The sequence below is a fragment of the Streptomyces canus genome, from assembly GCF_030815415.1.
Lineage (GTDB): Bacteria > Actinomycetota > Actinomycetes > Streptomycetales > Streptomycetaceae > Streptomyces > Streptomyces canus_F.
The window spans coordinates 5364432-5391082 of sequence record NZ_JAUSWW010000001.1; the positions used below are offsets into that span (position 1 = coordinate 5364432).

Genomic DNA, 26651 nt, shown 5'->3' on the forward strand with positions numbered 1-26651 from the left:
GATACCGGATCGTGACGGCAGTCACGTAGCTTCCTACAAGTCGACGCGCGTAGAAATTTTGTGCGGGTAGTCTGAAGACACTGTTGGACAGAGCCCTTCAGGAACCTTGCTCAGCACCACACACCGGGAGTGCCAGTGGCACGCGTCGTAGTCGACGTCATGCTCAAGCCGGAGATCCTCGACCCCCAGGGCCAGGCGGTGCAGCGCGCACTGCCGCGTCTGGGTTTCGAAGGCATCTCCGACGTACGTCAGGGAAAGCGATTCGAACTGGAAGTTGACGGACCGGTCGACGAGGCCGCGCTCGCCCGCATCCACGATCTTGCGGAATCCTTCCTCGCCAACACCGTGATCGAGGACTTCACCGTGAAGGTGGAAGAAGTCGCGGAGGCCGCGAAGTGACCGCTCGTATTGGCGTCGTCACTTTCCCGGGGAGTCTCGACGACCGGGACACCCAGCGCGCGATCCGCCTCGCGGGTGCCGAACCGGTCGCCCTCTGGCACAAGGACAAGGACCTCCACCAGGTCGACGCCGTGGTGCTGCCCGGCGGTTTCTCCTACGGCGACTATCTGCGGGCCGGCGCCATCTCCCGCTTCTCGCCCGTGATGGAGACGGTCATCGAGCAGGCGAAGGCCGGGCTCCCGGTCCTCGGTATCTGCAACGGGTTCCAGATCCTCACCGAGGCCCACCTCCTCCCGGGCGGGATGCTCGGCAACGACCACCTCCACTTCATCTGCCGCGACCAGAAGCTGCGGGTGGAGAACGCGGAGACCGCCTGGACGGCCGACTACGAGTCCGGCCAGGAGATCCACATCCCGCTGAAGAATATGGACGGCCGGTACGTCGCCGACGAGTACACCCTCGACAAGCTCGAGGCCGAGGGCCGTGTCGCCTTCCGGTACGTCGCCCGCGGCGAAGCCGCTGATGGATACGGAAACCCGAACGGCTCGCTCCGCGACATCGCCGGCATCACCAACGAGGCCGGGAACGTCGTAGGCCTCATGCCGCACCCGGAGCACGCCGTCGAGCCGCTCATCGGCTCCGGCCGCACCGACGGCCTCCCCTTCTTCACCTCGATCCTCAAGAAGCTGGTCAACGCATGAGCCGGACGCCTCTGGACACGGTCGAGCACGCGGCCGCGACCCCCGACGTCGAGCTGCCCTGGGCCGAACTCGGTCTGAAGAAGGACGAGTACGAGCGGGTCGTGGAGATCCTCGGCCGCCGGCCCACCGGTGCCGAGCTCGCCATGTACTCGGTCATGTGGTCCGAGCACTGCTCCTACAAGTCCTCGAAGGTCCACCTCCGCCAGTTCGGCGAGAAGGCCCCCCAGTCCGACGCGCTGCTCGTGGGCATCGGCGAGAACGCGGGCGTCGTGGACGTCGGCCAGGGCTACGCGGTCACCTTCAAGGTCGAGTCGCACAACCACCCGTCCTACGTCGAGCCCTACCAGGGTGCGGCCACCGGTGTCGGAGGCATCGTCCGCGACATCATCGCGATGGGCGCGCGCCCGGTCGCGGTCGTGGACCCGCTGCGGTTCGGCGCGGCCGACCACCCCGACACCAAGCGCGTGCTGCCGGGTGTCGTCGCGGGCATCGGCGGCTACGGCAACTGCCTCGGCCTGCCCAACATCGGCGGCGAGGTCGTCTTCGACTCCTGCTACCAGGGCAACCCGCTGGTCAACGCCGGTGCCATCGGCGTCATGCGGCACGAGGACATCCACCTCGCGAAGGCGTCCGGCTCGGGCAACAAGGTCATCCTGTACGGGGCCCGGACCGGCGGTGACGGTATCGGCGGCGCCTCGATCCTGGCCTCCGAGACCTTCGACGACGCCAAGCCCTCGAAGCGCCCCGCCGTCCAGGTCGGCGACCCCTTCCAGGAGAAGCTCCTCATCGAGTGCACCCTGGAGGCCTTCAAGGAGAAGCTGGTCGTCGGCATCCAGGACCTCGGCGCGGCCGGTCTGTCCTGTGCCACCTCCGAGCTGGCCTCCAACGGCTCCGGCGGCATGCGCGTGACGCTGGACGACGTACCGCTGCGTGACTCCACGCTCTCGCCCGAGGAAATCCTCATGAGCGAGTCGCAGGAACGCATGTGCGCGGTCGTCGAGCCGGAGAAGGTCGACCGGTTCCTGGAGATCTGCGAGAAGTGGGACGTCATCGCCACCGTCATCGGTGAGGTGACCGACGGCGACCGCCTGGAGATCTACTGGCACGGCGGCAAGATCGTCGACGTCGACCCGCGCACGGTCGCACACGACGGCCCGGTCTACGAGCGCCCCTACGCCCGCCCGTCCTGGCAGGACGAGCTCCAGGCGGACGACGCGAACAAGCTGCCGCGGCCCGCTTCGAGCGACGAGCTCAAGCAGCAGGTCCTCCAGCTGGTGAGCTCGCCCAACCAGGCCTCCAAGAAGTGGATCACCTCGCAGTACGACCACTTCGTGCAGGGCAACACGGTGCTGGCCCAGCCCGAGGACTCGGGCATGATCCGCATCGACGAGGAGACCGGCCTCGGCGTCGCCATCGCGACGGACGGCAATGGCCGCTACGCGAAGCTGGACCCCTACGCGGGCGCCCAGCTGGCTCTGTCGGAGGCCTACCGCAACGTCGCCACGACGGGAGCCAAGCCGCTCGCGGTGTCGGACTGCCTGAACTTCGGCTCGCCCGAGGACCCGGCCGTCATGTGGCAGTTCGCCGAGGCCATCCGTGGACTGGCCGACGCCTGCCAGCAGTTGGGCACCCCGGTGACCGGCGGCAATGTCTCCCTCTACAACCAGACGGGCGAGGTGGCCATCCACCCCACCCCGGTGGTCGCGGTCCTGGGCGTCATCGACGACGTGGCGCGCCGCACGCCGGTCGCCTTCCAGGAGGAGGGCCAGCTGCTGTACCTCCTCGGCGACACGCGTGAGGAGTTCGGCGGCTCGGCCTGGTCCCAGGTCGTCCACGACCACCTCGGCGGCCTCCCCCCGAAGGTCGACCTGGAGCGTGAGCGGCTGCTGGCCGAGATCCTGATCTCCGCCTCCCGCGACGGCATGATCGACTCCGCGCACGACCTCTCCGACGGCGGCCTGATCCAGGCGGTCGTGGAGTCGGCGCTGCTCGGCGGCAAGGGCGCGCGTCTGGTCGTACCGGACGGGCTCGACGCCTTCACCCTCCTCTTCTCCGAGTCGGCGGGACGCGCGGTCGTCGCCGTGCCGCGCTCCGAGGAGCTCCGCTTCAACGACATGTGCGGTGCGCGCGGCCTGCCGGTCACCCGCATCGGGGTCGTGGACGGGGACACGGTCGAGCTCCAGGGCGAGTTCGAGCTGTCCCTGGAGGAGCTGCGCACGGCGCACGAGGAGACGATCCCGGCGCTGCTGGCTTAGCGGCTCTACGGCGTCGAAGGCCCCGTCCGTTCCCAACGGCCGGGGCCTTCACGCGTGTTCACGGCTGCCGCTGGTGAACTGCGTCAAGCAACCCAAGGGTTGACGCAATTACGTAGTTCCGTACGATCGGGCGTATGGGACTGGACGAGCGTGTCGCCGAGTTGGAGCGCCGCGTCGCCGCGCTGGAAGGCACCGCAGCAGCGCCCGTGCCCGGACCCCGCCTCGGTGAGGGCGGCTTCTGGGCCCTGGAGACGCTCAAGGAGCAGCTGGCCGCGCTGGGTGCCGAGGCCGGTGGCGTGCTGTTCACCGGCGCCGTCCGGATGATCTCCGGCGAGCGATACGTCTGGCAGCAGGGCGCCCTGACCGACGAGCTGCTGGACGGGGACTGGACGCCGGCCGCCGAGTCGTTCGCGGCGCTCGGCCACCCCGTCCGGCTGCGGCTCCTCAAGGAGATCTTCGGCGGCCGCCGCACCGCCGCCGAACTGGCCGAGCTGGACGACCTCGGCACGACCGGCCAGATCTACCACCACCTGCGCCAGCTCACCGCCGCCGGCTGGCTGCACACCAAGGGACGCGGCCGTTACGAGGTGCCGGGCACCCGCGTCGTACCACTCCTGGTGGCGCTGTCCGCAAGCCTGCCGTGATCCGCAGGCCCGCCCTGATGCCGCTGCCGATCCTGCCCTGACTCCCAAACCCGCCCCGATACCTGTGATCCCTGGGGGAGCGATGTCCGCACGCAAGTTCGCCATGACGACCTTCCGCTTACTGCAGATCGCCTTCGTCGCCCTGGTGATCGCGAGCCTCTGGCCTGGCCTGCCGTACCCGGGCTGGTGGAACTTCCTGGTCCTGGCGGCGGCGTACGTCCTGATCGCCGTGGTGAACCGGCAGAGCCGCAAGGGCATCGGGACCGCCCACGCCCGCGAGGTCGCCCCACCCGTCACCGGCCGCTGGTCCGCGCTGAACAGCCCCGCCGACCGCACCCCGAGTCACGGCACCCACGCCTACGGACAGACGTACGCCATCGACATCGTGGCCGAACCCGAGCCTGGCGCCCGCCCCGGCTTCCACGCCCTGTGGCCCCTCGCCCGCCGCAACGGAGACTTCCCCGGCTTCGGCGCCCCTCTTCTCGCCGTCGCCGACGCCACCGTCGTGCGGGCCGTCGACGAGCACCGCGACCATCTCAGCCGCACGTCCCTGCCCGGCCTGATCTACCTGATGCTCGTCGAGGGATCGGTGCGCGAGATGGGCGGCGTCGGGCGGATCGTCGGCAACCACGTGGTGCTCGACCTCGGCGACGGCACCTTCGCGCTCTACGCCCATCTGCGCCGCGGCTCCCTCACCGTCGCCGAGGGGGAGAAGGTGCGCGCCGGGCAGCCGCTCGCCCAGTGCGGGAACTCCGGCAACTCCTCCGAACCCCACCTGCACTTCCAGCTCATGGACGGCCCCGACCCGGACACCGCCCGCGGCCTCCCCTTCACCTGGCGGGGCCTCGGCGTCCCCCGCAACCGCGAGATCTTCGACGCCCCCGTGCCGAGCAGCCGGCCCGCCTGAGCGGCCTTGGCGAAGTCCAGGGCGGGGCTGTATCGACATGCGGCTCCACCGCGTGGGCGCGAACAGCCCGGCCCGCAGCTTCAGCACCGACCTTCCAACGGAGCGCCTAGGCTTGATCACATGCCACCGGCCAAGAAGCGCGCCCGCACCTACGACTCCGCGAAGATCCGCACCGCGGTACTCACCCAGTTCGGGCACGTACGGCAGGCCGTCGGCACGCTGAGCGAGGAGCAGCTCGCGAGTCCCACCCGCCTCGGTGACTGGACCGTCCGCGAGCTGGCCGCGCACATCACGATGGCCGTCGACGCCATCAGCCGCGGCCTGGAGCGCGACGAGCCGGAGAAGCCCGCACTGACCCTCCTGGAGTGGCCCTCCACCACCGCCCCCCGGGCGGACGACATCGACGACGGCACCCGCGACCTCGCCGCCGCCCACCCCGACCTCGACGCCCTGTACGCCGACACCGAGGACCGCTTCGCGCACAAGCTCGCGCAGACCCCCGGCGACCGCCTCATCGGCAGCCGCACCGGCGCCATGACCCTCGCCGACTACCTGGTCACCCGCACCGTCGAACTCGTCGTCCACACCGACGACCTGAACGTCGCCGTGCCGGGCCTGGACATCCCGTACGACCGCCAGGCCCTGGCCGCCTGCACCCGCCTCCTCGCCGACGCCCTCGCCGCGAAGGCCCCCGGCGGCTCGACCGAGGTGCGGATCCCGCCGTACGCCGTCGTGCAGTGCGTCGAGGGGCTCCGCCACACCCGAGGCACCCCGCCCAACGTCGTCGAGACCGACCCGCTGACCTGGATCCGGCTCGCGACCGGACGGGTGGCGTGGCCGGAGGCGATCGAGGACGCGAAGGTCAGTGCCAGCGGGGAACGGGCGGATCTCGGCGGATTGCTGCCCCTGATGGGGTGAACCGGTCGCCGGCAAGGAACCGGTCTTCCGTCCCTCCCGTCCCATCGGCATGGATAAACAGCGACTGATCCTCGTGGTCCTGACCGTGCTCCCGCTCGCCGCGGCGTGCGGCACCGACAAGGCGGGCAGCGGTTCGGTCGACGCCGAGAAACCCGTCACCGGCGTCCACTGGAGCGTCGACAGCGTCACCGTGGACGGCAAGACCCACAAGGCACCGGACGGGGCGAACGTGGAGTTGGAGGACGGCAAGGCCGCGGGCAACTACGGCTGCAACCACTTCAACGCCAAGGTCACCACCGCCGAGGACGGCACCATCCGGCTCAGCCACGCCACGACCACCAGGATGGCCTGCGAGAAGCCGGTCATGACCTTCGAGCAGACCCTCGCCGACACCCTCGTCGGCGGCGCCCTGAAGACCGCCGTCACCGACGACCACCTCACGCTCACCACCGCGAGCGGAGACACCGTGCGCCTGACCGAGGCCGCCGAGTCCACCGGCTGAGAGGTGTGCGACACCTCACTCATATATCCGGAGGGCCGTCGATCCACCGCGCTGACCAGCCAAAACGAAAAAACCGCCAAAGCGGTCGCCGCCCGGTGGTGCAACAAAGGCACGTATCCCCAATTCGGACCAGTGGTCGACCTCGCCTACACTCGAGAACGTGCCACGTGGTGACGGTCGACTCAATCATGATCTGCTCCCCGGCGAGAAAGGCCCCCAGGACGCTTGCGGCGTCTTCGGGGTCTGGGCTCCGGGTGAAGAGGTCGCCAAGCTCACTTACTTCGGGCTCTACGCCCTCCAGCATCGGGGCCAGGAATCCGCGGGTATCGCGGTCAGCAATGGCTCCCAGATCCTCGTCTTCAAGGACATGGGGCTCGTTTCCCAGGTCTTCGACGAGACTTCTCTCGGTTCGCTCCAGGGTCATATCGCGGTCGGTCACGCCCGCTACTCGACCACCGGCGCCTCTGTCTGGGAGAACGCCCAGCCGACGTTCCGTGCCACCGCGCACGGCTCGATCGCGCTCGGCCACAACGGCAACCTGGTCAACACGGCGCAGCTCGCCGAGATGGTCGCCGACCTCCCCAAGGACACCAACGGCCGCTCGACGCGGGTGGCCGCCACCAACGACACCGACCTGCTCACCGCGCTCCTCGCGGCCCAGGTCGACGACGACGGCAAGCCGCTGACCATCGAGGAAGCCTCCCCGAAGGTCCTCCCCCAGGTCCGCGGCGCGTTCTCCCTCGTCTTCATGAACGAGCACACCCTCTACGCCGCCCGCGACCCGCAGGGCATCCGCCCGCTGGTGCTCGGCCGTCTGGAGCGCGGCTGGGTCGTCGCCTCCGAGGGCGCCGCCCTCGACATCTGCGGCGCGAGCTTCGTCCGTGAGATCGAGCCGGGCGAGTTCATCGCCATCGACGAGAACGGTCTGCGCAGCTCCCGCTTCGCGGAAGCAAAGCCCAAGGGCTGTGTCTTCGAGTACGTGTACCTGGCCCGCCCCGACACCGACATCGCCGGCCGCAACGTCTACCTCTCCCGTGTGGAGATGGGCCGCAAGCTGGCGAAGGAAGCCCCGGTCGAGGCCGATCTGGTCATAGCGACCCCGGAGTCCGGCACCCCGGCGGCGATCGGTTACGCGGAGGCGAGCGGAATCCCGTTCGGCGCGGGTCTGGTGAAGAACGCGTACGTCGGTCGTACGTTCATCCAGCCCTCGCAGACGATCCGGCAGCTCGGCATCCGTCTGAAGCTGAACCCGCTGAAGGAAGTCATCAAGGGCAAGCGCCTGGTCGTCGTCGACGACTCGATCGTGCGCGGCAACACCCAGCGGGCGCTGGTGCGGATGCTCCGCGAGGCCGGGGCGGCCGAGGTCCACATCCGGATCTCCTCCCCGCCCGTGAAGTGGCCCTGCTTCTTCGGCATAGATTTCGCGACCCGTGCCGAGCTCATCGCCAACGGCATGACCATCGACGAGATCGGCGTCTCGCTGGGCGCCGACTCCCTGGCGTACATCTCCCTCGACGGCATGATCGAGGCGACCACCATCGCCAAGCCGAACCTCTGCCGCGCCTGCTTCGACGGCGAGTACCCGATGGAGCTCCCGGACCCGGAGCTGCTCGGCAAGCAGCTCCTGGAGACCGAACTGGCCGCCGGCCCGGCGGCCACGGCGGCGGCCGACGCGATCCGTCGCCCGTAGCCCGTGCCGTGCCTTTTTTGAATACGTCTGCAGTACGACACGAAAGTTCTCACCGTCATGTCTGAGACAACTGGTGCCAGCTACGCAGCCGCGGGCGTCGACATCGAAGCGGGAGACCGCGCCGTAGAACTCATGAAGGAGTGGGTGAAGAAGACCCAGCGCCCCGAGGTCCTCGGCGGCCTCGGCGGTTTCGCCGGCCTCTTCGACGCCTCCGCCCTCAAGAACTACGAGCGGCCCCTCCTCGCCTCCGCGACCGACGGCGTCGGCACAAAGGTCGACATCGCGCGCCAGCTGGGCGTCTACGACACGATCGGCCATGACCTGGTCGCGATGGTCATGGACGACATCGTGGTGTGCGGTGCCGAGCCGCTGTTCATGACCGACTACATCTGCGTCGGCAAGGTCCACCCCGAGCGGGTAGCCGCGATCGTCAAGGGCATCGCCGAGGGCTGTGTCCTCGCCGGCTGCGCCCTGGTGGGCGGCGAGACGGCCGAGCACCCCGGTCTGCTGGGTCCGGACGACTTCGACGTCGCCGGCGCCGGTACGGGCGTCGTGGAGGCCGACCGGCTGCTGGGCCCGGATCGTATCCGTACGGGTGACGCGGTCATCGCCATGGCGTCGTCCGGTCTTCACTCGAACGGGTACTCGCTCGTCCGCCACGTCCTGCTGAACGAGGCGGGCCTGTCCCTGGGCGCCCGGATCGAGGAGCTCGGCCGCACCCTCGGCGAGGAACTCCTGGAGCCCACCAAGATCTACTCACTGGACTGCCTGGCGCTCACCCGCACCACCGACGTGCACGCGTACAGCCACGTCACGGGAGGCGGTCTCGCGGCCAACCTGGCCCGCGTGATCCCGGACGGGCTGCACGCGATCGTCGACCGCTCCACCTGGACCCCGGCCCCGATCTTCGACCTCGTCGGCAGGACGGGTCAGGTCGAGCGCCTGGAGCTGGAGAAGACCCTCAACATGGGCGTCGGCATGATCGCCATCGTCCCCGAGGAGTCGGCCGACGTGGCGCTGAGGACCCTGGCCGACCGTGGGGTCGAGGCGTGGGTGGCCGGCGAGATCACGGACCGCGGCGACCACACCATGGGCGCCGAGCTGGTCAGTACTTATTCGATCTAGAGCACCCGAGAGCATGACGCCGCGGAGATCCTGACGGCAGCGCAAAACCCGGTCCGGTGGTGTGGACCACATCGGACCGGGTGAAGCGCAGCTGGAGCGTCAAGCGCCGCGGCGTTGAGACGTGGGACCGGACTCGTCGTCCTCGTCCTCATCGTCGTCGTTATAGAGATCCGCGTACTGGGAGTACGGGTCGTCTTCGTCCTCGTCGTCCTCGAACGGTTCGCCATTCGGCGGTTGGTTCGAAGTCGAAGCGCCCAGCTCATTGGCCAGACGCGAGAGGTCAGTCCCGCCGCTGCTGTACTTCAGCTGGCGGGCGACCTTCGTCTGCTTGGCCTTTGCCCGGCCGCGCCCCATGGCTCGACCCCCTCGGATACGGGGCTCGGTGGCCCCAGAGTCTTGACACGCGTTCATGATCTGGAACGGGCTCTCCGCAGAGAGACCGGTCCGTAGGGCTTCCACGGTACCTGAGCCCACGCCCGTACGGTACGTCGCCCGCAGTACGTGCCGGGACCCTCGACCCTCAGAGTGCCCTTTCCCTGCTGGTCAACCGCGATTTTAACCACTTCTTGGCGGCCGACCCGCCGACGAACGTGAGAGTTCTCTCTAAGTGCCCGTCGGCGGGTACCGGCCAGAGGGCCGCGGACGCCGGATCAGCGCGCCCTGCGGGCCGCCGCCGCCTCGTGCATCCGCTGCTCGGCGATCCGGTCGGCCGCGGCGGCCGGCGGGATTCCGTCACTCTTCGCACGTGCGAATATGGCGAGTGTGGTGTCGTAGATCCTCGCGGCCTTCGCCTTGCACCGCTCGAAGTCGAAGCCGTGCAGTTCGTCGGCGACCTGGATGACCCCGCCGGCGTTCACCACGTAGTCCGGCGCGTAGAGGATCCCGCGGTCGGCGAGGTCCTTTTCCACGCCGGGGTGGGCGAGCTGGTTGTTGGCGGCGCCGCAGACCACCTTGGCGGTCAGCGCCGGGACGGTGTCGTCGTTGAGGGCGCCGCCGAGCGCGCAGGGGGCGTAGATGTCGAGGCCCTCGGCGCGGATCAGGGTCGCGGTGTCGGCGACGGCCGTCACACCTGTCGGATGCGCGGCGAGGATCCGCCCCACGGCCTCCTCGCGGACGTCCGTGACGACGACCTCGGCGCCCTCCGCCCGCAGGTGCTCCACCAGGTGGTGGCCGACCTTCCCGACACCCGCGATGCCGATCTTCCGCCCGGCCAGCGAGGGGCTGCCCCACAGGTGCTGGGCGGAGGCGCGCATGCCCTGGTAGACGCCGAACGACGTCAGCACGGAGGAGTCGCCGGCGCCGCCGTTCTCGGGGGAACGCCCGGTCGTCCAGCGGCACTCGCGCGCCACGACGTCCATGTCGGCCACATACGTACCGACGTCGCAGGCGGTGACGTAGCGCCCACCGAGCGAGGCCACGAACCGGCCGTAGGCGAGCAGCAGCTCCTCGGTCTTGACGGTGTCCGGGTCGCCGATGATCACGGCTTTGCCACCGCCGTGGTCCAGCCCGGCCATGGCGTTCTTGTACGACATCCCGCGCGCGAGGTTCAGGGCGTCGGCGACGGCCTCCTCCTCGGTCGCGTACGGGTAGAAGCGCGTGCCGCCGAGCGCGGGGCCCAGCGCGGTGGAGTGGATGGCGATGACGGCCTTGAGGCCGCTGGCACGGTCCTGGCAGAGCACGACTTGCTCATGACCGCCCTGGTCCGAGTGGAACAGGGTGTGCAGGACGCCGGCTGATACGTCGGTCACTGTGGTGACTCCTGGGTAAAGAGCGGCGGTTGGGACCAGCTCCCGTAAGGGTGGCGGGCGCTGTGAGCATGAGATTAGAGCCTGGGTGCCGCTGCCTACGGCGCCGTGCTCAGGATCACCTGCCGGCGGAGTACGCCCGTGGGACGATTTGCATAGATTTCCCGCTCGTTTGTGGGCGGGTTCCGCAGGTTTTCCTGGCAGTGGGCGGGGGAGGGAGCAGGCGTGCCCAAGGTGTCCTCGGTGGTCGTCCCGTACGCGACCTATCTGCGCGTGTACGAGCCGCTGGCGGCCTTCCCGGAGCGGGAACGCGGCCACTGGACGCGCTACGCCCGCCGCCCCGACCGCCCCTCGTACCAGGACGAACTGCGCCGCTCCCTGGCCGACTTGCTGCCCACCCCGCCGATCGCGGTGCCGGTGCACGAGAGCGCCGACGCGTTCGTGCTGGACGTGGACGGGGTGGTCTGCGTCTGTCCCTGGCGGACCCGGCTGCGCGGCTGGCTGGCGCTCCAGGAGCTGCCCGAGGAGCTGCCGAAGCCGGTCCTGGACGCGGTGCTGCCGGAGGTCGTACGGCACCAGGCGGCCCAGGACTACGAGCGCTGGCTGGTCCGCAACCCCGACGCCCGGCCCTGGATCCGCACCTCGACCTGGCAGGTGCCGCTGCACTGGTTCGTGCTGGTGGCCGACGAGGAACGGTCCTTCGACAAGGGCTCGGGCGAGATCCCGCCGACGCTGCGCTACCGGACGCCGATGGTGCAGGCCCGGCGACGGGTGGCGCGGGCCCTGCGGACCCTGAAGGACACCGTCGACGAGGGGCCGCTCACCGACGGTCTGGTGGACGTGGGGCGCTGGCTGGAGGAGTTCCACCCGCGCTCGCACGTCGAGCTGGACTACGGCGGTCTGGTGCACACCCTGCCGACCGGCGAGCTCGAGGACGACCACTCGGCGGCCGACGTGGCCGCCGGGATCGAGGCCTTGCGGCTCGGCGACGGGGCGGCCGCGGGAGAGGCGTACGCACGGCTCGTGGAGCGGTGGCGGTCGGTGCGGGACCGGCGGTCCGCGAACTAGGTGTTCCGTGAACTGAGTGTGCCCTGGGTCACTTTGGTCACGAACTGGCGTTTGACCTGACGCCCGTTTTGGGGTTTCGTCCTCGGTCAAGGTGTCACCAAGTTTCCCCTGATGCTCCGCCAACAAGGGACGTAGGTCCCGATCCGGGCGTACGCCTCACTGTGTGTCAAGCGTGACGGACCGCACGTACCCGGCTCTTGCATCTCTTCCCCCTCCTCATGCCAAAATAGGACAAGGGGCCCGGGGGAGGTTCCGCTTTGGGGGGTCTGGTGACTCCTGATCGCTCTGTGACTGATCGTCACAGTGGCGTGACTGTCCGCTATGGCATGGTCCATCGGCCTCTGTCGCCGATGAACACCTGGGGGGCAATTCCATCGGTTTGGCCGACGCGGCTGGACAGATGGTGTAGTTGTAGTGCCGAGGACAAGCCGTTCGTCCTATAACCGACTCGACCCGCACACGCCATTTCGGGCAACGCGGGTCAAGGTGCAGAATTTAGAGGAATGAACCGAGAAGGTTCGGTTCTCCCGAGGAGGCCGCTCATGACCGCTCGCACCCCTGATGCCGAGCCGCTGCTGACCCCGGCTGAGGTCGCCACCATGTTCCGCGTGGACCCGAAGACGGTCACGCGGTGGGCGAAGGCTGGGAAGCTCACGTCCATCCGTACGCTCGGCGGGCACCGCCGCTACCGCGAGGCGGAGGTCCGCGCACTGCTCGCGGGCATCCCCCAGCAGCGCAGCGAGGCCTGAACCAACTGAATAACGGACAAACCGGCAGGTCCCCCAACGTGCCGAGGCGTCCGTAGACCAAGCTCCAAGCGACGCGGGTACTGCCCCAACAGAACCCACGCCCAAGCTCATCCCAGAACGTCACAGGGTGCGTCGTCGATCGCGCTGGACTCCGCCGAGTCCAGCGCGATTTTTTTGTGCGTTTCACGTGCGGGATGTGGGCCGGCGCGCGGCGCTGTGAGCGGGCTTGTCGGAGTCTGGGGAGGGGTGTCGGATCTCCTGTGGACGGCTGCCGACGTACCGACTGGTCGGCCCTGCGGGCTGGTGCAATTGCACATATTAAATTGACCAGTTGTAGGTGAGGTGTAAGTACCGCGATTTCAGAAACTCATGCGGTGACACCCGTCACATGCCAGGGTCCTTGTTGCCCCTGGCGCATGTGCGCTAGAGGAGGCTCGCGTTCCACCGTCCCGCGTCCGTACGGCCGTTGGGGCCGCCGGTGGTCACGCGGGCGAGGGGCTTTCGTCCTCGGCGACCTCTCCACCGGCCTCGTCGGCCCGCGGGGCGGAGTCCATGGCGAGCCGCAGCAGCTGATGGCAGATCGGGCAGTGCCGCGTCAGATGGCGGCGATAGGAGGTAGCGGCCGACGACAGATGCGCACGGAGCAACGCCCGCGTCTCGTGCCTGGCCGAAGCCGCCATACGCCACCTCCAGGGGTCACACAGGGGAACAGGCCCTGGTTTCTGGAGTACCGAGCGAATGTGACGCCGTCAAGACGGCATAGGCGGCAGGGAGCGCGAAAGAGCCCGGATCCGAAGATCCGGGCTCTCTGTTGCGGTGCTGACGGGATGACGAAGAAGGCCCGCACCTTTTGACGGGTGCGGGCCTTCTTGCTTCACTGCGGTCCTGACGGGATTTGAACCCGCGGCCTCCACCTTGACAGGGTGGCGAGCACTCCAAGCTGCTCCACAGGACCAGGTTTCGCGGCGCTTATTGCTGCGTTGCGCTGCGAGAAGGACTGTACAGGAGGGTGAGCCCCGTGCGCGAACTCACCCAGTGTGCGGGGTTGGTTACGGGGCGGCGGCGTCGATCGCCTTCACGATCCGCTTGTCCGAGACGGGGTACGCCGTGCCCAGCGCGTGGGCGAAATAGCTGACCCGGAGCTCCTCGATCATCCAGCGGATGTCCAGCACGGAGGAGGGGACCGGGCGGCCCTGGGGCATCTGCTCCAGGAGCCAGGCGTACTCGTCCTGCATCTCGTGGACCTTCTCCATGCGCGTGGTGTCCCGCTGGACGTTCGTCGGCATCTGCTGGAGGCGCCGGTCCGCCGCGACCAGGTAGCGCATCAGGTCCGCCAGCCGACGCAGACCCGTCTCCGTCACGAAGCCCGGCCTCACGAGGGCGTCCAGCTGCTTGCGTACGTCCTGGAGGTTCGCCAGCAGCGCGGGGCTGCGTACGGCCTTGAGACGGCGCTCACAGGCCTGCCAGGCGGCAAGGACCTGCTGCACCTGGCCGACCGTACGGACCGTCGTGTCGACGATCTCGGCACGCACCTTGTCGTAGAGCTTCCGGTACGACTCCTCGTCCCACGCCGGCCCCCCGAAGTCGGCGATCAGCCGGTCCGCCGCCGCCATCGCGCAGTCGTCGAACAGGCCCTGGATGGAGCCGTGCGGGTTCGCCGAGAGCGCCAGCTTCTGCGGGTTCGTCAGCTTGTCCGACGCGAACTTCGCCGGGTTCACCGGGATGTTGCGCAGGATCAGCCGCCGCGTGCCCTTCCACATCGCCTCCGCCTGCTCCGCCTCCGTGTCGAAGAGGCGTACGGAGACCGTGTCGCCGTCGTCCACCAGCGCCGGGTACGCCTTCACCGGCTGGCCGGCGCGGCGCGTCTCGAAGACGCGGGTGAGGGAGCCGATGGTCCAGTCGGTCAGGCCCTTGCGCTCGAGGGACTCGCCGCCCTGGCGTTCCGCCGTCGCCGCGGCCGCCTGCGAGAGGGCCTGGCGCGCCTTCGGCTTCAGCCGGAGCTTCAGCGCCTCCAGGTCCTTGTCCTCGGCGAGATTGCGGCGCCGCTCGTCGACGATCCGGAAGGTGATGCGCAGGTGGTCCGGGACCTTCGACCAGTCGAAGTCCTCGGCGTCGAAGGGCACCCCGACCATCCGCTTGAGCTCACGGGCCATGGTGAGGGTCAGCGGCTCCTGAAGGGGGACCGCCGTGGCCAGGAAGCGCTGCGCGAAGTTCGGCGCCGGTACATAGTTGCGGCGGATCGGCTTGGGCAGGGAACGGATCAGCTCCGTCACCACCTCTTCCCGCAGCCCCGGGATCTGCCAGTCGAAGCCCTCGTCCGTGACCTGGTTGAGCACCTGGAGCGGGATGTGGACCGTCACACCGTCCGCGTCCGCACCCGGCTCGAACTGGTACGTCACACGGAACTTGAGCGGCCCCTGCCGCCACGAGTCCGGATAGTCGTCCTTGGTGACCGCCTCCGCCGACTCCCGGATGAGCATCTCCCGCTCGAAGTCCAGGAAGTCCGGCTGCTCATGCCGCTTGTGCTTCCACCAGGAGTCGAAGTGGGCACCGGAGACGACGTGTTCGGGCACCCGCTGCTCGTAGAAGTCGAAGAGCGTCTCGTCGTCGACCACGATGTCCCGGCGCCGCGCCCGGTGCTCCAACTCCTCGACCTCGCTGAGGAGTTTGCGGTTGTCGGCGAAGAACTTGTGGTGGGTGCGCCAGTCGCCCTCGACGAGCGCGTTGCGAATGAAAAGCTCGCGGGACGTCTCCGGGTCGATCCGGCCGTAGTTCACCTTCCGCTGGGCGACGATCGGGACGCCGTAGAGCGTGACCTTCTCGTACGCCATCACGGCCGCCTGGTCCTTCTCCCAGTGCGGTTCGGAGTACGTCCGCTTCAGGAGGTGCTCGGCGAGCGGCTCGACCCACTCCGGCTCGATCTTCGCGTTGACGCGGGCCCAGAGACGCGACGTCTCGACCAGTTCGGCCGACATCACGAACCGCGGCTGCTTCTTGAAGAGCGCCGAGCCGGGGAAGATCGCGAACTTGGCGCTGCGGGCGCCCAGGTACTCGTTCTTGTTGCCGTCCTTCACGTCCTTCATACCGACGTGCGAGAGCAGACCGGCGAGGAGGGAGACGTGGACGCTCTGGTCGGGCGCGTCGTCCTCGTTGAGATGGATGCCCATCTGCTTGGCGACCGTGCGCAGCTGGGTGTAGATGTCCTGCCACTCTCGGATGCGCAGGAAGTTCAGATACTCCTGCTTGCACATCCGGCGGAAGGACGAGGAGCCGCGCTCCTTCTGCTGCTCGCGCACGTACCGCCACAGGTTGAGATAGGCGAGGAAGTCGCTGGTCTCGTCCTTGAAGCGGGCGTGCTGCTGGTCGGCCTGGGCCTGTTTGTCGGCGGGGCGCTCGCGCGGGTCCTGGATGGACAGGGCGGCGGCTATGACCATGACCTCGCGGACACAGCCGTTCTTGTCGGCCTCCAGGACCATACGGGCCAGGCGCGGGTCGACGGGCAGCTGGGCGAGCTTGCGGCCGGTCTCGGTGAGCCGCTTGCGCGCGTCCTTCTGCGCCGGGTCAAGGGCGTTGAGCTCCTGCAGCAGCTGCACGCCGTCGCGGATGTTGCGGTGGTCCGGCGGGTCGATGAAGGGGAACTTCTCGATGTCGCCGAGGCCGGCCGCGGTCATCTGGAGGATGACGGAGGCCAGGTTGGTACGGAGGATCTCCGCGTCCGTGAACTCGGGGCGGGCCTCGAAGTCCTCTTCGGTGTAGAGCCGGATACAGATGCCGTCGGACGTACGGCCGCAGCGGCCTTTGCGCTGGTTGGCGCTGGCCTGCGAGATCGCCTCGATGGGGAGCCGCTGAACCTTGGTGCGGTGGCTGTAGCGGCTGATCCGGGCGAAGCCGGGGTCGATGACGTACTTGATGCCCGGGACGGTCAGCGAGGTCTCGGCGACGTTCGTAGCCAGAACGATCCTGCGCCCGGTGTGCTGCTGGAACACGCGATGCTGCTCGGCGTGCGAGAGCCGGGCATACAGGGGAAGGACCTCGGTGAACCGGTAGTTCTTCTTGTTGAGCGCGTCCGCGGTGTCCCGGATCTCCCGCTCACCGGAGAGGAAGACCAGGATGTCGCCCTTGCCCTCGGACTGGAGCTCCTCGACGGCATCGCAGATCGCGGTGATCTGGTCGCGGTCGGAGTCGTCGGAGTCCTCTTCGAGGAGCGGGCGGTAGCGGACCTCGACGGGATAGGTCCGGCCGCTGACCTCGACGATCGGCGCCTCACCGAAGTGCCGGGAGAACCGCTCGGGATCGATGGTCGCCGAGGTGATGACGACCTTGAGGTCGGGCCGCTTCGGCAGCAGCTGGGCGAGGTAGCCCAGCAGGAAGTCGATGTTGAGGGACCGCTCGTGGGCCTCGTCGATGATGATCGTGTCGTAGGCGCGCAGCTCACGGTCGGTCTGGATCTCGGCGAGCAGGATGCCGTCCGTCATCAGCTTGATGAAGGTGCCGCCCGGGTTCACCTGGTCGGTGAACCGCACCTTCCAGCCGACGGCCTCACCGAGCGGGGTGTCCAGCTCCTCGGCGACCCGCTCGGCCACGGTGCGGGCGGCGATACGACGGGGCTGGGTGTGCCCGATCATGCCGCGGACGCCACGGCCCAGCTCCAGACAGATCTTCGGGATCTGGGTCGTCTTGCCCGACCCGGTCTCACCCGCGACGATCACGACCTGGTGATCCCGGATGGCGTCCGCGATCTCGGCCTTCTTCTGGCTGACGGGCAGCTGCTCGGGATAGCTGACGGCGGGCACACGTCCGCGCCGCTTGGCCATCCGCTCCTCGGCACTGGCGACCTCGCCCTCGATCTCGGCGAGCACGGCGGCCCGTGCTTCGGGCTTGCGGATCTTGCGCGCGCCTTCGAGCCTGCGCCCGAGTCGCTGCGCGTCGCGCAGGGAGAGCTCGGTCAGGCGAGGGGCGATTGTGCCGAGGGCCGGGGCACCGGGGGCGGGATGCGTAGACATACGCGATCCAGGATCTCATCCCGCGCAAAGAAGGGGCGAACCCTTTTGGGCCCGCCCCCTCTCGCACTCCCCGTTCGCGTCACCGCACGTCGACGTAGTCCTCCGTGCCGCTGCCCACGAAGTGCTTGCTGTCGGGGTACAGGAAGACGGGCACCCAGGTGCCGTCCTGCTGGGCCTTGAAGCCCTTGCTGAAGGATCCGCTCGTCTTGGTGGTGACGGTGGCCATCAGGTACCAGGTGCTCTTGCCCTTGGGCCGGAAGAGGATCTGGACCTTCTTGTCGCCGTACGCCTTCCAGGTCGACGTGCCGGGCTTGCGCTCCTGGAGCACGCCCTTCACGGTGATCGTCCGGCCCTTGGTGACGGGCTCGGGGGGAGGCGTTGGCGTCCTTGATCCGGGTCAGGGCACGGTTCTTGCGCAGGCTCTTGCTGACGGTGCCCTTGATGTCCTTGGTGCTGGACCCGGCGTAGCGCAGCCGCCAGTAGCCGTCCGTGTAGCCCGGCAGGTTCTCGACGACGAACTGCGAGCCGAAGCTCGTCTTCACCGTCTTCTTGGTGCTCCAGCCGGTGCTGCCGTCGGCCGAGTACTGGATGTCGACGCTGATCCGGTCGTTGGTGTCGCGCCCGATCAGATCGAGGCTGCCGGTGATGTCGAGCTGCGCGTACTTGTCCTGCGCGGCCGTGAACTCCGTGAACTTCGTCGTGGCCGTGACCGTGGCGGTGACCTCGGCGGTCGTGGTGCGCTGGACGAAGGGGTTGTACGGGTAGGACCGGAAGGCGACCTCGTAGACGCTCTTGCTGCCGTACGGGGACTTCGTGAAGGAGAAGCGGCCGTCGGCGTCGGTGGTCGCCTCGGTGGGGCTGCACGTGGTGCAGTCCTTGTAGTCCATCTCCAGCGGGATGCCGGACAGCGGCTTCCACTCCGAGCCGTACTGGTACTGGAGGGTGCCGGTGACGTCGATCCGGTCGCCCGCCGTGACGTGGAAGCTGCTCTTGTCGAGGACGAACCGGGTGGGCGCGGCCTGCGGTCTGACGTCGACCCAGGGGACGGTGGCGAAGCCCAGGTCACCGTTGTACTGGGCGAAGGTCCAGCCGCCCGACGTCGTCTCGTCGGAGGCGGAGAAGTGGCCGGCCTCGTCCGTGACGACGGTCGAGTCCTCGTTCTCGTCGAACGTGAGGTCCACGGGGGCCCCGGGCAGCGGCACCGTCTCACGGGTGGCGGGGTCGCGCAGGACCAGGTCGCCGGTGGCGGTGACCGTCCGGTGCTCGATGTCCGGATCGGTCGGTGTGACGGTGAAACCGCTGATGACAGGCTGCTTCTCGTACCGCAGCGTGCCCGCGTTCCGCTGGAGGGTCGTCTCGCCCGCGGTGTTCGTGGCCTCGATGTCGATCGTGTACTTGCCGAGCGTGTCGAGGTGGACGGGCGGGGAGGACCAGATGCCTTCCCACGAGCTCGTGTAGTACGTCTGCGTGAATTCGGTGACCGTGGCGACCGGTGTGTCGGTCTCGCTGCTGCCGACGGGGCGCAGCGACGCGGTGATCCTGTCGATCGTCCCGCTGTAGTTGAGGCGTACGTCGATGACCGACCAGTCGGCCTGGTCGCTGTACGCCGTCATGACGGTCGGCCCCGCGGCGTGGGCCGTGCCGGGTATCGCGAGTGTGGAGACCAGGACGGCACCGGCCGTCACCAGGCCTCGGACCATGCGTCTCAAGAACCCCCCAGGCTCTCTGTGAGCGACGAAAACCCCCTCCGGTCGCCCGGAGGGGGTTGACGTACTGAGTGGCTGGGGCCGGGGTCGAACCGGCGACCTATCGCTTTTCAGGCGATCGCTCGTACCAACTGAGCTACCCAGCCACGAGGTTTCCGAGGAAACCTCAGCGGTCCTGACGGGATTTGAACCCGCGGCCTCCACCTTGACAGGGTGGCGAGCACTCCAAACTGCTCCACAGGACCTGGCTTTGTGTGCGAACAGTGTCGCACACGGTGTTGCGTGCCCCCAACGGGATTCGAACCCGTGCTACCGCCTTGAAAGGGCGGCGTCCTAGGCCGCTAGACGATGAGGGCTATCGGCCCGCCTTGCGCTTCTCAGCGCGTCGGGGACGTGAGAAGCATATGGGATGCCGGGAGGTATCGCCAAAACGGTTTAGGGAGCGCTGTCGGACGGGCTGGGGGACGGTGTCGGGGCGGGGCTCGGGGTGGGGCTGGGGGTGGCGCTCGGGGTGGGAGCCGCGCCCGGCAGGTTCTCCTCCGGCAGGTGGCGGCTGACCTCGGCCGTCGTCAGGCCGAGCCCGCCGAGTTTGATCTCGTCCCAGGCCTGGAGGTGCCGGGAGTCGCGGTCGAAGTAGAGGATCGAGGCCTCGATCGGGTCCGGGTACTTCCCCTCCACCGCACGCAGCCCGCTGCCGCCGGTGGAGCCCTCGACGCGCAGCCGGGTGCCGTTGCGCAGGACCTCCATCTCCTGGTGGTGCAGATGGCCGGAGAGCACCAGCGGCACCGAGCCGTCGACCTCCCGCGCGGCCGACGGCTCGTGCGCGACGGCGACGTCCACGGGCTTTCCGGCGGTCGTCCAGTCGCGCAGCGCGGCGGCGAGGCGGGCGCCCGCGGCCTCCTGGGTCTCCTCGCCGCCGGGCCCCTCGCTGCGGTCGGGTGTGAACTGCGGGTCGCCGATGCCGGCGAAGCGCAGGCCGGCGACGTTCTGGGCGCGCCCGTCGTCGAGGACGTGCACGTTCTTCAGGCCCTCCATGTAGCGCTGGGTGACGCCGGAGTCGTGGTTGCCCCGCACCCACACGTACGGCGCCCCGAGGTCCTCGATGGGGTCCAGGAAGCCGTTCTCGGCGGCCGTGCCGTGGTCCATGGTGTCGCCGGAGTCGACGATGACGTTCACCTGGTACTGCTCCACCAGGGAGGCGACGATCTTCCAGCTGGCCGGGTTCAGATGGATGTCCGAGATGTGCAGGACACGGATGGTGGTGGGGTCCGGCTGGTAGGCGGGGAGTGTGGAGGTGACGTCGTACAGCTTCGTCACGTTGGTGACGAGTCGCGCCAACTCCTGCTGATAGACGTCGAATTCGGTGACGATGTTGCGTGCGTTGCCCACCAGGGACGGGGCGGAGGAGAGCAGTCCGGAGAACTTCGGCTCCAGGACGGAGTCGGGGTTCCAGGTGGCGTAAGCCGTCCCGCCGGACGCGGCGAGCATGCCGAGGGCGAGGCCGCCGGCGGCGAGGGCGCGGCGGGGGCGGCGGTAGACGGCGAGGCCGAGGGCGGTGGCGCCCACGACGACGGCGACACAGGACCGTACGGCCAGGTCGAGGGTGCCGTGCTCGACGTCCTCGGCGACCTCGTCCTGGAGCCCGGAGAGGCGTTCGGGGTGGTCGACCAGGGCCTGGGAGCGGACCGGGTCGAGCTGGTCGACGTTGACGTCCAGGCGGACGGGGGCGTGGTGGCTGTCCAGTTGCAGGGCGCCCAGCGGGGAGACATTGATCTTCGTGCCGCCGGTGAAGGACGGGCGCAGGGTCATCGTCGTGTTCATGGGGCCGACGGGGGTGCGGACATTGCCGACGATCAGCAGCCCCAGCCATGCCCCGAGCAGCACGACGGCCACCAGCCCGACGGCCCGGGCCCACGGGTGCGGCTGGTGGACGAGTTCCAGTGTCGGCAGGGGGCGGCGGGTGCGGTAGTGGCGGGCGAGGGTGCGTGGCGAGCGGCGTAGGCGGACCAGGACGTTCAGGACTGCGGCGGGGACGCGAGCCATTGGTCCCGTATGCCCAAGTCCGGGGGCGGTTATGCGGCTCCGCTGTGGCGGGCGGCGGGGCCGGGCTCCGCGGTCAGCCCCAGCCCAGCTCGTGGAGCCGCTCGTCGTCGATGCCGAAGTGGTGGGCGATCTCGTGGATCACGGTCACGGCGACTTCGTGCACCACGTCGTCCTGGGTCTCGCAGAAGCGCAGGGTCGGACCCATGTAGATCGAGATGCGGTCGGGGAGCACGCCGGCGTACCACTCGCCGCGGTCGGTGAGCGGGGTGCCCTCGTAGAGGCCCAGCAGTTCGGGGTCGTCGGCGGGGGGTTCGTCCTCGACGAACACGGCGACGTTGTCCATGACCCGGGTCAGCTCGGGCGGGATCCGGTCCAGGGCCTGGCTCACGAGTTCTTCGAAGGCTTCGCGCGTCATCTCCAGCACAGGGCCATTGTCGGGGACGGGGTGCCTGGAGCGGAGGCGGGTGCGGGTGGGTCTCGCGCGTGTCCTCTTGTGGGCGGCGGGAGTTGAACAGGTTGACTCTCTCGACCGCCCTCGGAGGTGGCTGCCCGTGCGCGCCTTGTACGTACCCGTCCGTCTGGCCGCCACGGTGATGGCGGTCGCCGCTGCCGCCGGCTGTATGAGTGTGGGCGACGACGACGGTGGCAAGAGTGCCAAGCCGTCGCACTCCGCCGGACTGCGGGGCGGGGACGCGCCGGACGGCGGATCGGCGGTGTCGGGCGGGGACGGTGGGTATGGGGCCGCCGAGGCCGACGGCAAGCACGGGAAGAAGAAGGGCAAGGCCAAGGCGGGGGAGTCGGCGTCGCCCTCGGCCTCGGAGTCGGCCGGGGAGAGCGCGTCGCCCTCGGCGGACGTCAAGCCCGGAAAGCCGGACAAGCCGGACAAGCCGCAGCCGACCCCGACGAAGCCCCAGCCCGCCCCGACGAGGACGCCCGAGCCGACCCCGACGCCGACTTCGACCCCGGACCCGCCCACCCCGACACCCACGGTCGCCGAGCCGTCCTCCTCCGCCCACCAGGAGGCCGAGCCGCAGCTGGCCCAGCGCGAGCCGGCACCCGCGGCGGGGACGCCGGCGTAGGGCGGCGGGACGGGCACTCCTCCGGGGCGGGAATGCCCGCGGGAGCCGGGTGTGACGTACGTCAATGGGACCCGGTTTGCCTTCCGGGGGGATGGGTGCGTAAGGTGGTAGATCGTTTGATCCCATTTGCCCGGCGCCAACGTAGAGCGCGCCGTGTGGCGCGTTCTCTCCCTTGCCGTGGCTGACCGCATAGAGGCGGTCGTATTGCGAATCACGGAGTTGACGGGCGCGTGCCGACGAGACTCCGGAAGGTTTCGCATACGCATGTCCATTTCCAGTTCTGATCACGCCGTCATGCCCGAGAACGGCGAGAACGAGATCGTCGAGGAGACCCCCGAGGTCACCTTCGCCACTCTCGGTCTCCCCGAGGGCGTCGTGCGCAAGCTCGCGCAGAACGGCGTGACCGCCCCCTTCCCGATCCAGGCCGCGACCATCCCGGACGCCCTGGCCGGCAAGGACATCCTCGGCCGTGGCCGCACCGGCTCCGGCAAGACCCTCTCCTTCGGTCTGCCGCTGCTGACGAAGCTGTCCGGCGGCCACACCGACAAGAAGAAGCCCCGCGGCATCATCCTCACGCCGACCCGTGAGCTCGCGATGCAGGTCGCGGACGCCCTCCAGCCGTACGGCGACGTCCTCGGCCTCAAGATGAAGGTCGTCTGCGGCGGCACGTCGATGAGCAACCAGATGTACGCCCTGGAGCGCGGCGTCGACGTCCTCGTCGCCACCCCGGGCCGGCTGCGCGACCTCATCAACCGCGGCGCCTGCTCCCTGGAGAACGTGCAGATCGCCGTCCTCGACGAGGCCGACCAGATGTCCGACCTGGGCTTCCTGCCCGAGGTCACCGAGCTGCTCGACCAGATCCCCGGCGGCGGCCAGCGCATGCTGTTCTCGGCCACGATGGAGAACGAGATCTCCACGCTGGTCAAGCGCTACCTGACCGACCCGGTCACGCACGAGGTCGACAGCGCCCAGGGCAACGTCACGACGATGTCCCACCACATCCTCATCGTGAAGCCCAAGGACAAGGCGCCGGTCACGGCCGCGATCGCTTCCCGCAAGGGCCGCACGATCATCTTCGTCCGCACCCAGCTGGGCGCCGACCGTATCGCCGAGCAGCTGTGCGACTCCGGTGTGAAGGCCGACGCGCTGCACGGCGGCATGACGCAGGGCGCGCGTACCCGCGTGCTGGAGGACTTCAAGAAGGGCTACGTCAACGCGCTCGTCGCGACCGACGTCGCCGCGCGCGGTATCCACGTCGACGGCATCGACCTGGTGCTCAACGTGGACCCGGCCGGTGACCACAAGGACTACCTGCACCGCGCCGGCCGTACGGCCCGCGCCGGCCGCACCGGCACCGTCGTGTCGCTGTCCCTGCCGCACCAGCGCCGCCAGATCTTCCGCCTCATGGAGGACGCGGGCGTCGACGCCGGGCGACACATCATCCAGGGCGGCGCCGCCTTCGACCCCGAGGTCGCCGAGATCACCGGCGCCCGGTCGATGACCGAGGTCCAGGCCGAGTCCGCGGGCAACGCCGCGCAGCAGGCCGAGCGCGAGGTGACCTCCCTCACCCAGCAGCTGGAGCGGGCGCAGCGCCGCGCGAGCGAGCTGCGCGAGGAGTCCGACCGTCTCGTGGCCCGCGCCGCGCGTGAGCGTGGCGAGGACCCGGAGGCCGCGGTGGCCGAGGCGCAGGCAGCGGTGGCCGCCGAGGCCGAGGCCGCGTCCGTGCCGGAGCAGCCGGTGGCGCAGCAGGCCGAGCGTACGGAGGGTTCCTCCTCGTACGAGCGTCGTGACCGTCGGGACAACGACCGTGGCGGGTTCCGTCGCGACGACCGTCGTGACGACCGTGGTGGTCGTTCCTTCGAGCGTCGTGACAATGACCGTGGCGGCTTCCGTCGGGACGACCGTCCGGCCGACCGTGGTGGTCGTTCCTTCGAGCGTCGTGACGACCGTGGTGGGTCGTTCAACCGTGACCGTGACGACCGTGGTGGTCGTTCCTTCGAGCGTCGGGACAACGACCGTGGCGGCTTCCGTCGGGACGACCGTCCGGCCGACCGCGGTGGGCGTTCCTTCGAGCGTCGTGACGACCGTGGTGGGTCGTTCAACCGTGACCGTGACGACCGTGGTGGTCGTTCCTTCGAGCGTCGGGACAACGACCGTGGCGGCTTCCGTCGCGACGACCGTCCCGCCGACCGCCCGGCCGGCCGTTCCTTCGAGCGTCGCGACGAGCGCGGCGGCCACCGTGGCAGCGACCGCCCCTTCAACCGTGACCGCCGCGACGACCGCCCGGGCTTCCGCTCCGGCGGCCACGACCGCCCCGGCTTCCGCCGCGACGACCACCGCGGCACCGGCACCGGTACCGGTACCGGCTCTGGTTCCGGCTCCTCCTTCGGCCGCCGCGACGACAAGCCGCGCTGGAAGCGCAACGGCTGACGTCGGCTGAACCGACTCTGAAAGGGCCCCTGCGACTTCGGTCGCAGGGGCCCTTTTGCGACCCTTTCGCGAAAGGTTCTAGCCAAGTTGTGACGTGTGTCACGCCCTCGGCAGGGGAATTGCTGGGGGCATGACAGATGACGACATAGCGAGTGGGCAGTCGAAGGTCTCCGGACTCTCCGACGAGGAACGCCTTGCCCAGCTCGGCTACACGCAGGTTCTGGCCCGCCGCATGTCGGCGTTCTCCAACTACGCGGTCTCCTTCACGATCATCTCGGTGCTGTCGGGCTGTCTGACGCTGTACCTGTTCGGGATGAACACCGGCGGCCCCTCGGTGATGATCTGGGGCTGGGTCGCGGTCGGCCTGATGACGCTGTTCGTCGGGTTGTCGATGGCCGAGATCTGTTCGGCGTACCCGACGTCGGCGGGCCTGTACTTCTGGGCGCACAAGCTCGCCCCCAGCCGGACCGCGGCCGCCTGGGCGTGGTTCACGGGCTGGTTCAACGTGCTCGGCCAGGTCGCGGTGACCGCCGGTATCGACTTCGGTGCCGCGTCCTTCCTCGGCGCGTACCTGAACCTGCAGTTCGACTTCGAGGTGACACCGGGCCGGACGATCCTGCTCTTCGCGGGCATCCTCGTCCTGCACGGTCTGCTGAACACCTTCGGCGTACGGATCGTCGCCCTCCTCAACAGCGTCAGCGTGTGGTGGCACGTGGTGGGCGTGGCGGTGATCGTCGGCGCGCTGACCTTCGTACCGGACCACCACCAGTCCGCGTCCTTCGTGTTCACGGAGTTCGTCAACAACACGGGCTGGGGGAGCGGGGTCTACGTCGTCGCGCTGGGCCTGCTGATGGCCCAGTACACCTTCACCGGCTACGACGCCTCCGCCCATATGACCGAGGAGACCCACGACGCCTCGACGGCCGGTCCGAAGGGGATCGTGCAGTCGATCTGGACGTCGTGGATCGCCGGCTTCGTGCTGCTGCTCGGCTTCACCTTCGCGATCCAGTCCTACGACGGCGCGCTGAACTCCTCGACGGGCGCGCCCCCGGCGCAGATCCTCCTGGACGCCCTGGGCGCGACCGCCGGCAAGCTGCTGCTGCTCGTCGTGATCGGGGCGCAGCTGTTCTGCGGGATGGCCTCGGTGACGGCCAACAGCCGCATGATCTACGCCTTTTCGCGTGACGGCGCGCTGCCGTTCTCGCACATCTGGCACACGGTCAGCCCGCGCACCCGGACGCCCGTCGCGGCCGTGTGGCTGGCGGCTACGGGGGCGCTGGTCCTGGGGCTGCCGTATCTGATCAACTACACGGCCTACGCGGCGGTGACGTCGGTGGCGGTGATCGGGCTGTACATCGCGTACGTCATCCCGACGCTGCTGCGGCTGCGCAAGGGCGAGGCCTTCGAGCGCGGGCCGTGGCATCTGGGCCGTTGGTCCCGGGCCATCGGTGTGGTGTCGGTGGTGTGGGTCGGCGTGATCACGGTTCTCTTCATGCTGCCGCAGGTCTCGCCGGTCACCTGGGAGACCTTCAACTACGCGCCGATCGCCGTTCTGGGGGTCCTGGGCTTCGCGGCGGCCTGGTGGCTGGCCTCGGCCCGGCACTGGTTCCTGAACCCCGAGCACGAGCGGACGCGGGCCCGCGAGGCGGCACGCAAGGGGGCGCCGGAACCGGTTGATCCGTGATCT

At 69.1% G+C, this 26651-nt stretch carries 21 protein-coding genes and 4 tRNA genes; 14 read left to right on the forward strand and 11 right to left on the reverse strand.

All coding sequences use genetic code 11. The annotated features are described in order from the left end of the window. The first annotated feature begins 135 nt into the window (after positions 1–135). The 9 genes from purS (at position 136) to purM (ending at position 9141) form a co-directional block, all read left to right on the forward strand. A complete protein-coding gene (purS, locus tag QF037_RS24910; protein WP_015659417.1) occupies positions 136–399 on the forward strand; it encodes a phosphoribosylformylglycinamidine synthase subunit PurS in 264 nt (87 codons plus the stop codon). Continuing rightward, complete coding sequence (gene purQ, locus QF037_RS24915) at positions 396–1100, forward strand: phosphoribosylformylglycinamidine synthase subunit PurQ (RefSeq protein WP_307028779.1); 705 nt, start codon at positions 396–398, stop codon at positions 1098–1100. Before purS ends, purQ begins: the two co-directional genes overlap by 4 nt. After that, entirely contained in the window at positions 1097–3355 is a 2259-nt protein-coding gene (gene purL / locus QF037_RS24920) for a phosphoribosylformylglycinamidine synthase subunit PurL (protein ID WP_307028781.1), read from the forward strand. Before purQ ends, purL begins: the two co-directional genes overlap by 4 nt. A 134-nt stretch (positions 3356–3489) precedes the next feature. Continuing rightward, the gene (locus QF037_RS24925; protein WP_307028783.1) at positions 3490–3999 is read left to right on the forward strand and encodes an ArsR/SmtB family transcription factor; all 510 of its coding nucleotides are present in this window, start codon (positions 3490–3492) and stop codon (positions 3997–3999) included. 82 nt (positions 4000–4081) lie between these two features. Then, positions 4082–4906 carry a M23 family metallopeptidase gene (locus tag QF037_RS24930; protein ID WP_307028785.1) on the forward strand — a complete coding sequence of 275 codons (825 nt, stop codon included), beginning with the start codon at positions 4082–4084 and terminating at the stop codon, positions 4904–4906. A gap of 120 nt (positions 4907–5026) precedes the next feature. After that, a complete protein-coding gene (locus QF037_RS24935) occupies positions 5027–5824 on the forward strand; it encodes a maleylpyruvate isomerase family mycothiol-dependent enzyme (protein ID WP_307028787.1) in 798 nt (265 codons plus the stop codon). A 49-nt stretch (positions 5825–5873) separates the two neighbouring features. After that, a complete protein-coding gene (locus tag QF037_RS24940) occupies positions 5874–6326 on the forward strand; it encodes an META domain-containing protein (RefSeq protein ID WP_307028789.1) in 453 nt (150 codons plus the stop codon). 160 nt (positions 6327–6486) lie between these two features. Then, the gene (purF, locus tag QF037_RS24945) at positions 6487–8016 is read left to right on the forward strand and encodes an amidophosphoribosyltransferase (protein WP_307028791.1); all 1530 of its coding nucleotides are present in this window, start codon (positions 6487–6489) and stop codon (positions 8014–8016) included. A 57-nt stretch (positions 8017–8073) separates the two neighbouring features. Continuing rightward, the gene (gene purM, locus QF037_RS24950; protein ID WP_307028794.1) at positions 8074–9141 is read left to right on the forward strand and encodes a phosphoribosylformylglycinamidine cyclo-ligase; all 1068 of its coding nucleotides are present in this window, start codon (positions 8074–8076) and stop codon (positions 9139–9141) included. A gap of 99 nt (positions 9142–9240) precedes the next feature. On the opposite strand, the gene QF037_RS24955 is transcribed toward purM, so the two are convergent. Continuing rightward, on the reverse strand, positions 9241–9495 hold the full coding sequence (locus QF037_RS24955) for a DUF3073 domain-containing protein (RefSeq protein ID WP_266890415.1): 255 nt from the start codon (positions 9493–9495) through the stop codon (positions 9241–9243). A 296-nt stretch (positions 9496–9791) separates the two neighbouring features. Then, positions 9792–10889: a Leu/Phe/Val dehydrogenase gene (locus QF037_RS24960; protein ID WP_307028797.1), complete on the reverse strand. Its 1098-nt coding sequence runs from the start codon at positions 10887–10889 to the stop codon at positions 9792–9794. 222 nt (positions 10890–11111) lie between these two features. Between QF037_RS24960 and QF037_RS24965 the strand changes: the two genes are divergently transcribed. Together QF037_RS24965 and bldC are read left to right on the forward strand one after the other, a co-directional pair. After that, positions 11112–11954, forward strand: coding sequence for a hypothetical protein (locus QF037_RS24965; protein WP_307028799.1), 843 nt, complete (start codon positions 11112–11114; stop codon positions 11952–11954). Positions 11955–12496: 542 nt separating this feature from the next. After that, complete coding sequence (gene bldC / locus QF037_RS24970; protein WP_003949541.1) at positions 12497–12703, forward strand: developmental transcriptional regulator BldC; 207 nt, start codon at positions 12497–12499, stop codon at positions 12701–12703. A gap of 482 nt (positions 12704–13185) precedes the next feature. On the opposite strand, the gene QF037_RS24975 is transcribed toward bldC, so the two are convergent. The 9 genes from QF037_RS24975 to QF037_RS25015 form a co-directional block, all read right to left on the reverse strand. After that, positions 13186–13383 (reverse strand): DUF6274 family protein, encoded by a 198-nt coding sequence (locus QF037_RS24975; protein WP_266890421.1) that lies wholly within the window; start codon positions 13381–13383, stop codon positions 13186–13188. Between the two features lie 200 nt (positions 13384–13583). After that, positions 13584–13658 (reverse strand) — tRNA-Asp (locus tag QF037_RS24980). 94 nt (positions 13659–13752) lie between these two features. Beyond that, the gene (gene hrpA / locus QF037_RS24985) at positions 13753–17706 is read right to left on the reverse strand and encodes an ATP-dependent RNA helicase HrpA (RefSeq protein ID WP_307028801.1); all 3954 of its coding nucleotides are present in this window, start codon (positions 17704–17706) and stop codon (positions 13753–13755) included. Next, positions 17649–19415 (reverse strand): hypothetical protein, encoded by a 1767-nt coding sequence (locus QF037_RS24990; RefSeq protein WP_307028803.1) that lies wholly within the window; start codon positions 19413–19415, stop codon positions 17649–17651. Before QF037_RS24990 ends, hrpA begins: the two co-directional genes overlap by 58 nt. A gap of 69 nt (positions 19416–19484) precedes the next feature. Then, positions 19485–19558: transfer RNA gene (locus QF037_RS24995), tRNA-Phe, on the reverse strand. A gap of 24 nt (positions 19559–19582) precedes the next feature. Further along, a tRNA-Asp gene (locus tag QF037_RS25000) sits at positions 19583–19657 on the reverse strand. A gap of 38 nt (positions 19658–19695) precedes the next feature. Then, a tRNA-Glu gene (locus tag QF037_RS25005) sits at positions 19696–19768 on the reverse strand. A gap of 79 nt (positions 19769–19847) precedes the next feature. Then, positions 19848–21455: a metallophosphoesterase family protein gene (locus QF037_RS25010; protein WP_307028805.1), complete on the reverse strand. Its 1608-nt coding sequence runs from the start codon at positions 21453–21455 to the stop codon at positions 19848–19850. Positions 21456–21528: 73 nt separating this feature from the next. Continuing rightward, complete coding sequence (locus tag QF037_RS25015) at positions 21529–21879, reverse strand: metallopeptidase family protein (protein WP_307028807.1); 351 nt, start codon at positions 21877–21879, stop codon at positions 21529–21531. A gap of 127 nt (positions 21880–22006) precedes the next feature. Here QF037_RS25015 and QF037_RS25020 point away from each other — a divergent pair, with 127 nt between their 5' ends. The 3 genes from QF037_RS25020 (at position 22007) to QF037_RS25030 (ending at position 26648) form a co-directional block, all read left to right on the forward strand. Then, positions 22007–22534 (forward strand): hypothetical protein, encoded by a 528-nt coding sequence (locus tag QF037_RS25020; RefSeq protein ID WP_307028809.1) that lies wholly within the window; start codon positions 22007–22009, stop codon positions 22532–22534. 264 nt (positions 22535–22798) lie between these two features. Beyond that, a complete protein-coding gene (locus tag QF037_RS25025; RefSeq protein ID WP_307028811.1) occupies positions 22799–24964 on the forward strand; it encodes a DEAD/DEAH box helicase in 2166 nt (721 codons plus the stop codon). A gap of 130 nt (positions 24965–25094) precedes the next feature. Further along, positions 25095–26648 (forward strand): amino acid permease, encoded by a 1554-nt coding sequence (locus QF037_RS25030; protein ID WP_307028813.1) that lies wholly within the window; start codon positions 25095–25097, stop codon positions 26646–26648. Positions 26649–26651: the final 3 nt, after the last annotated feature.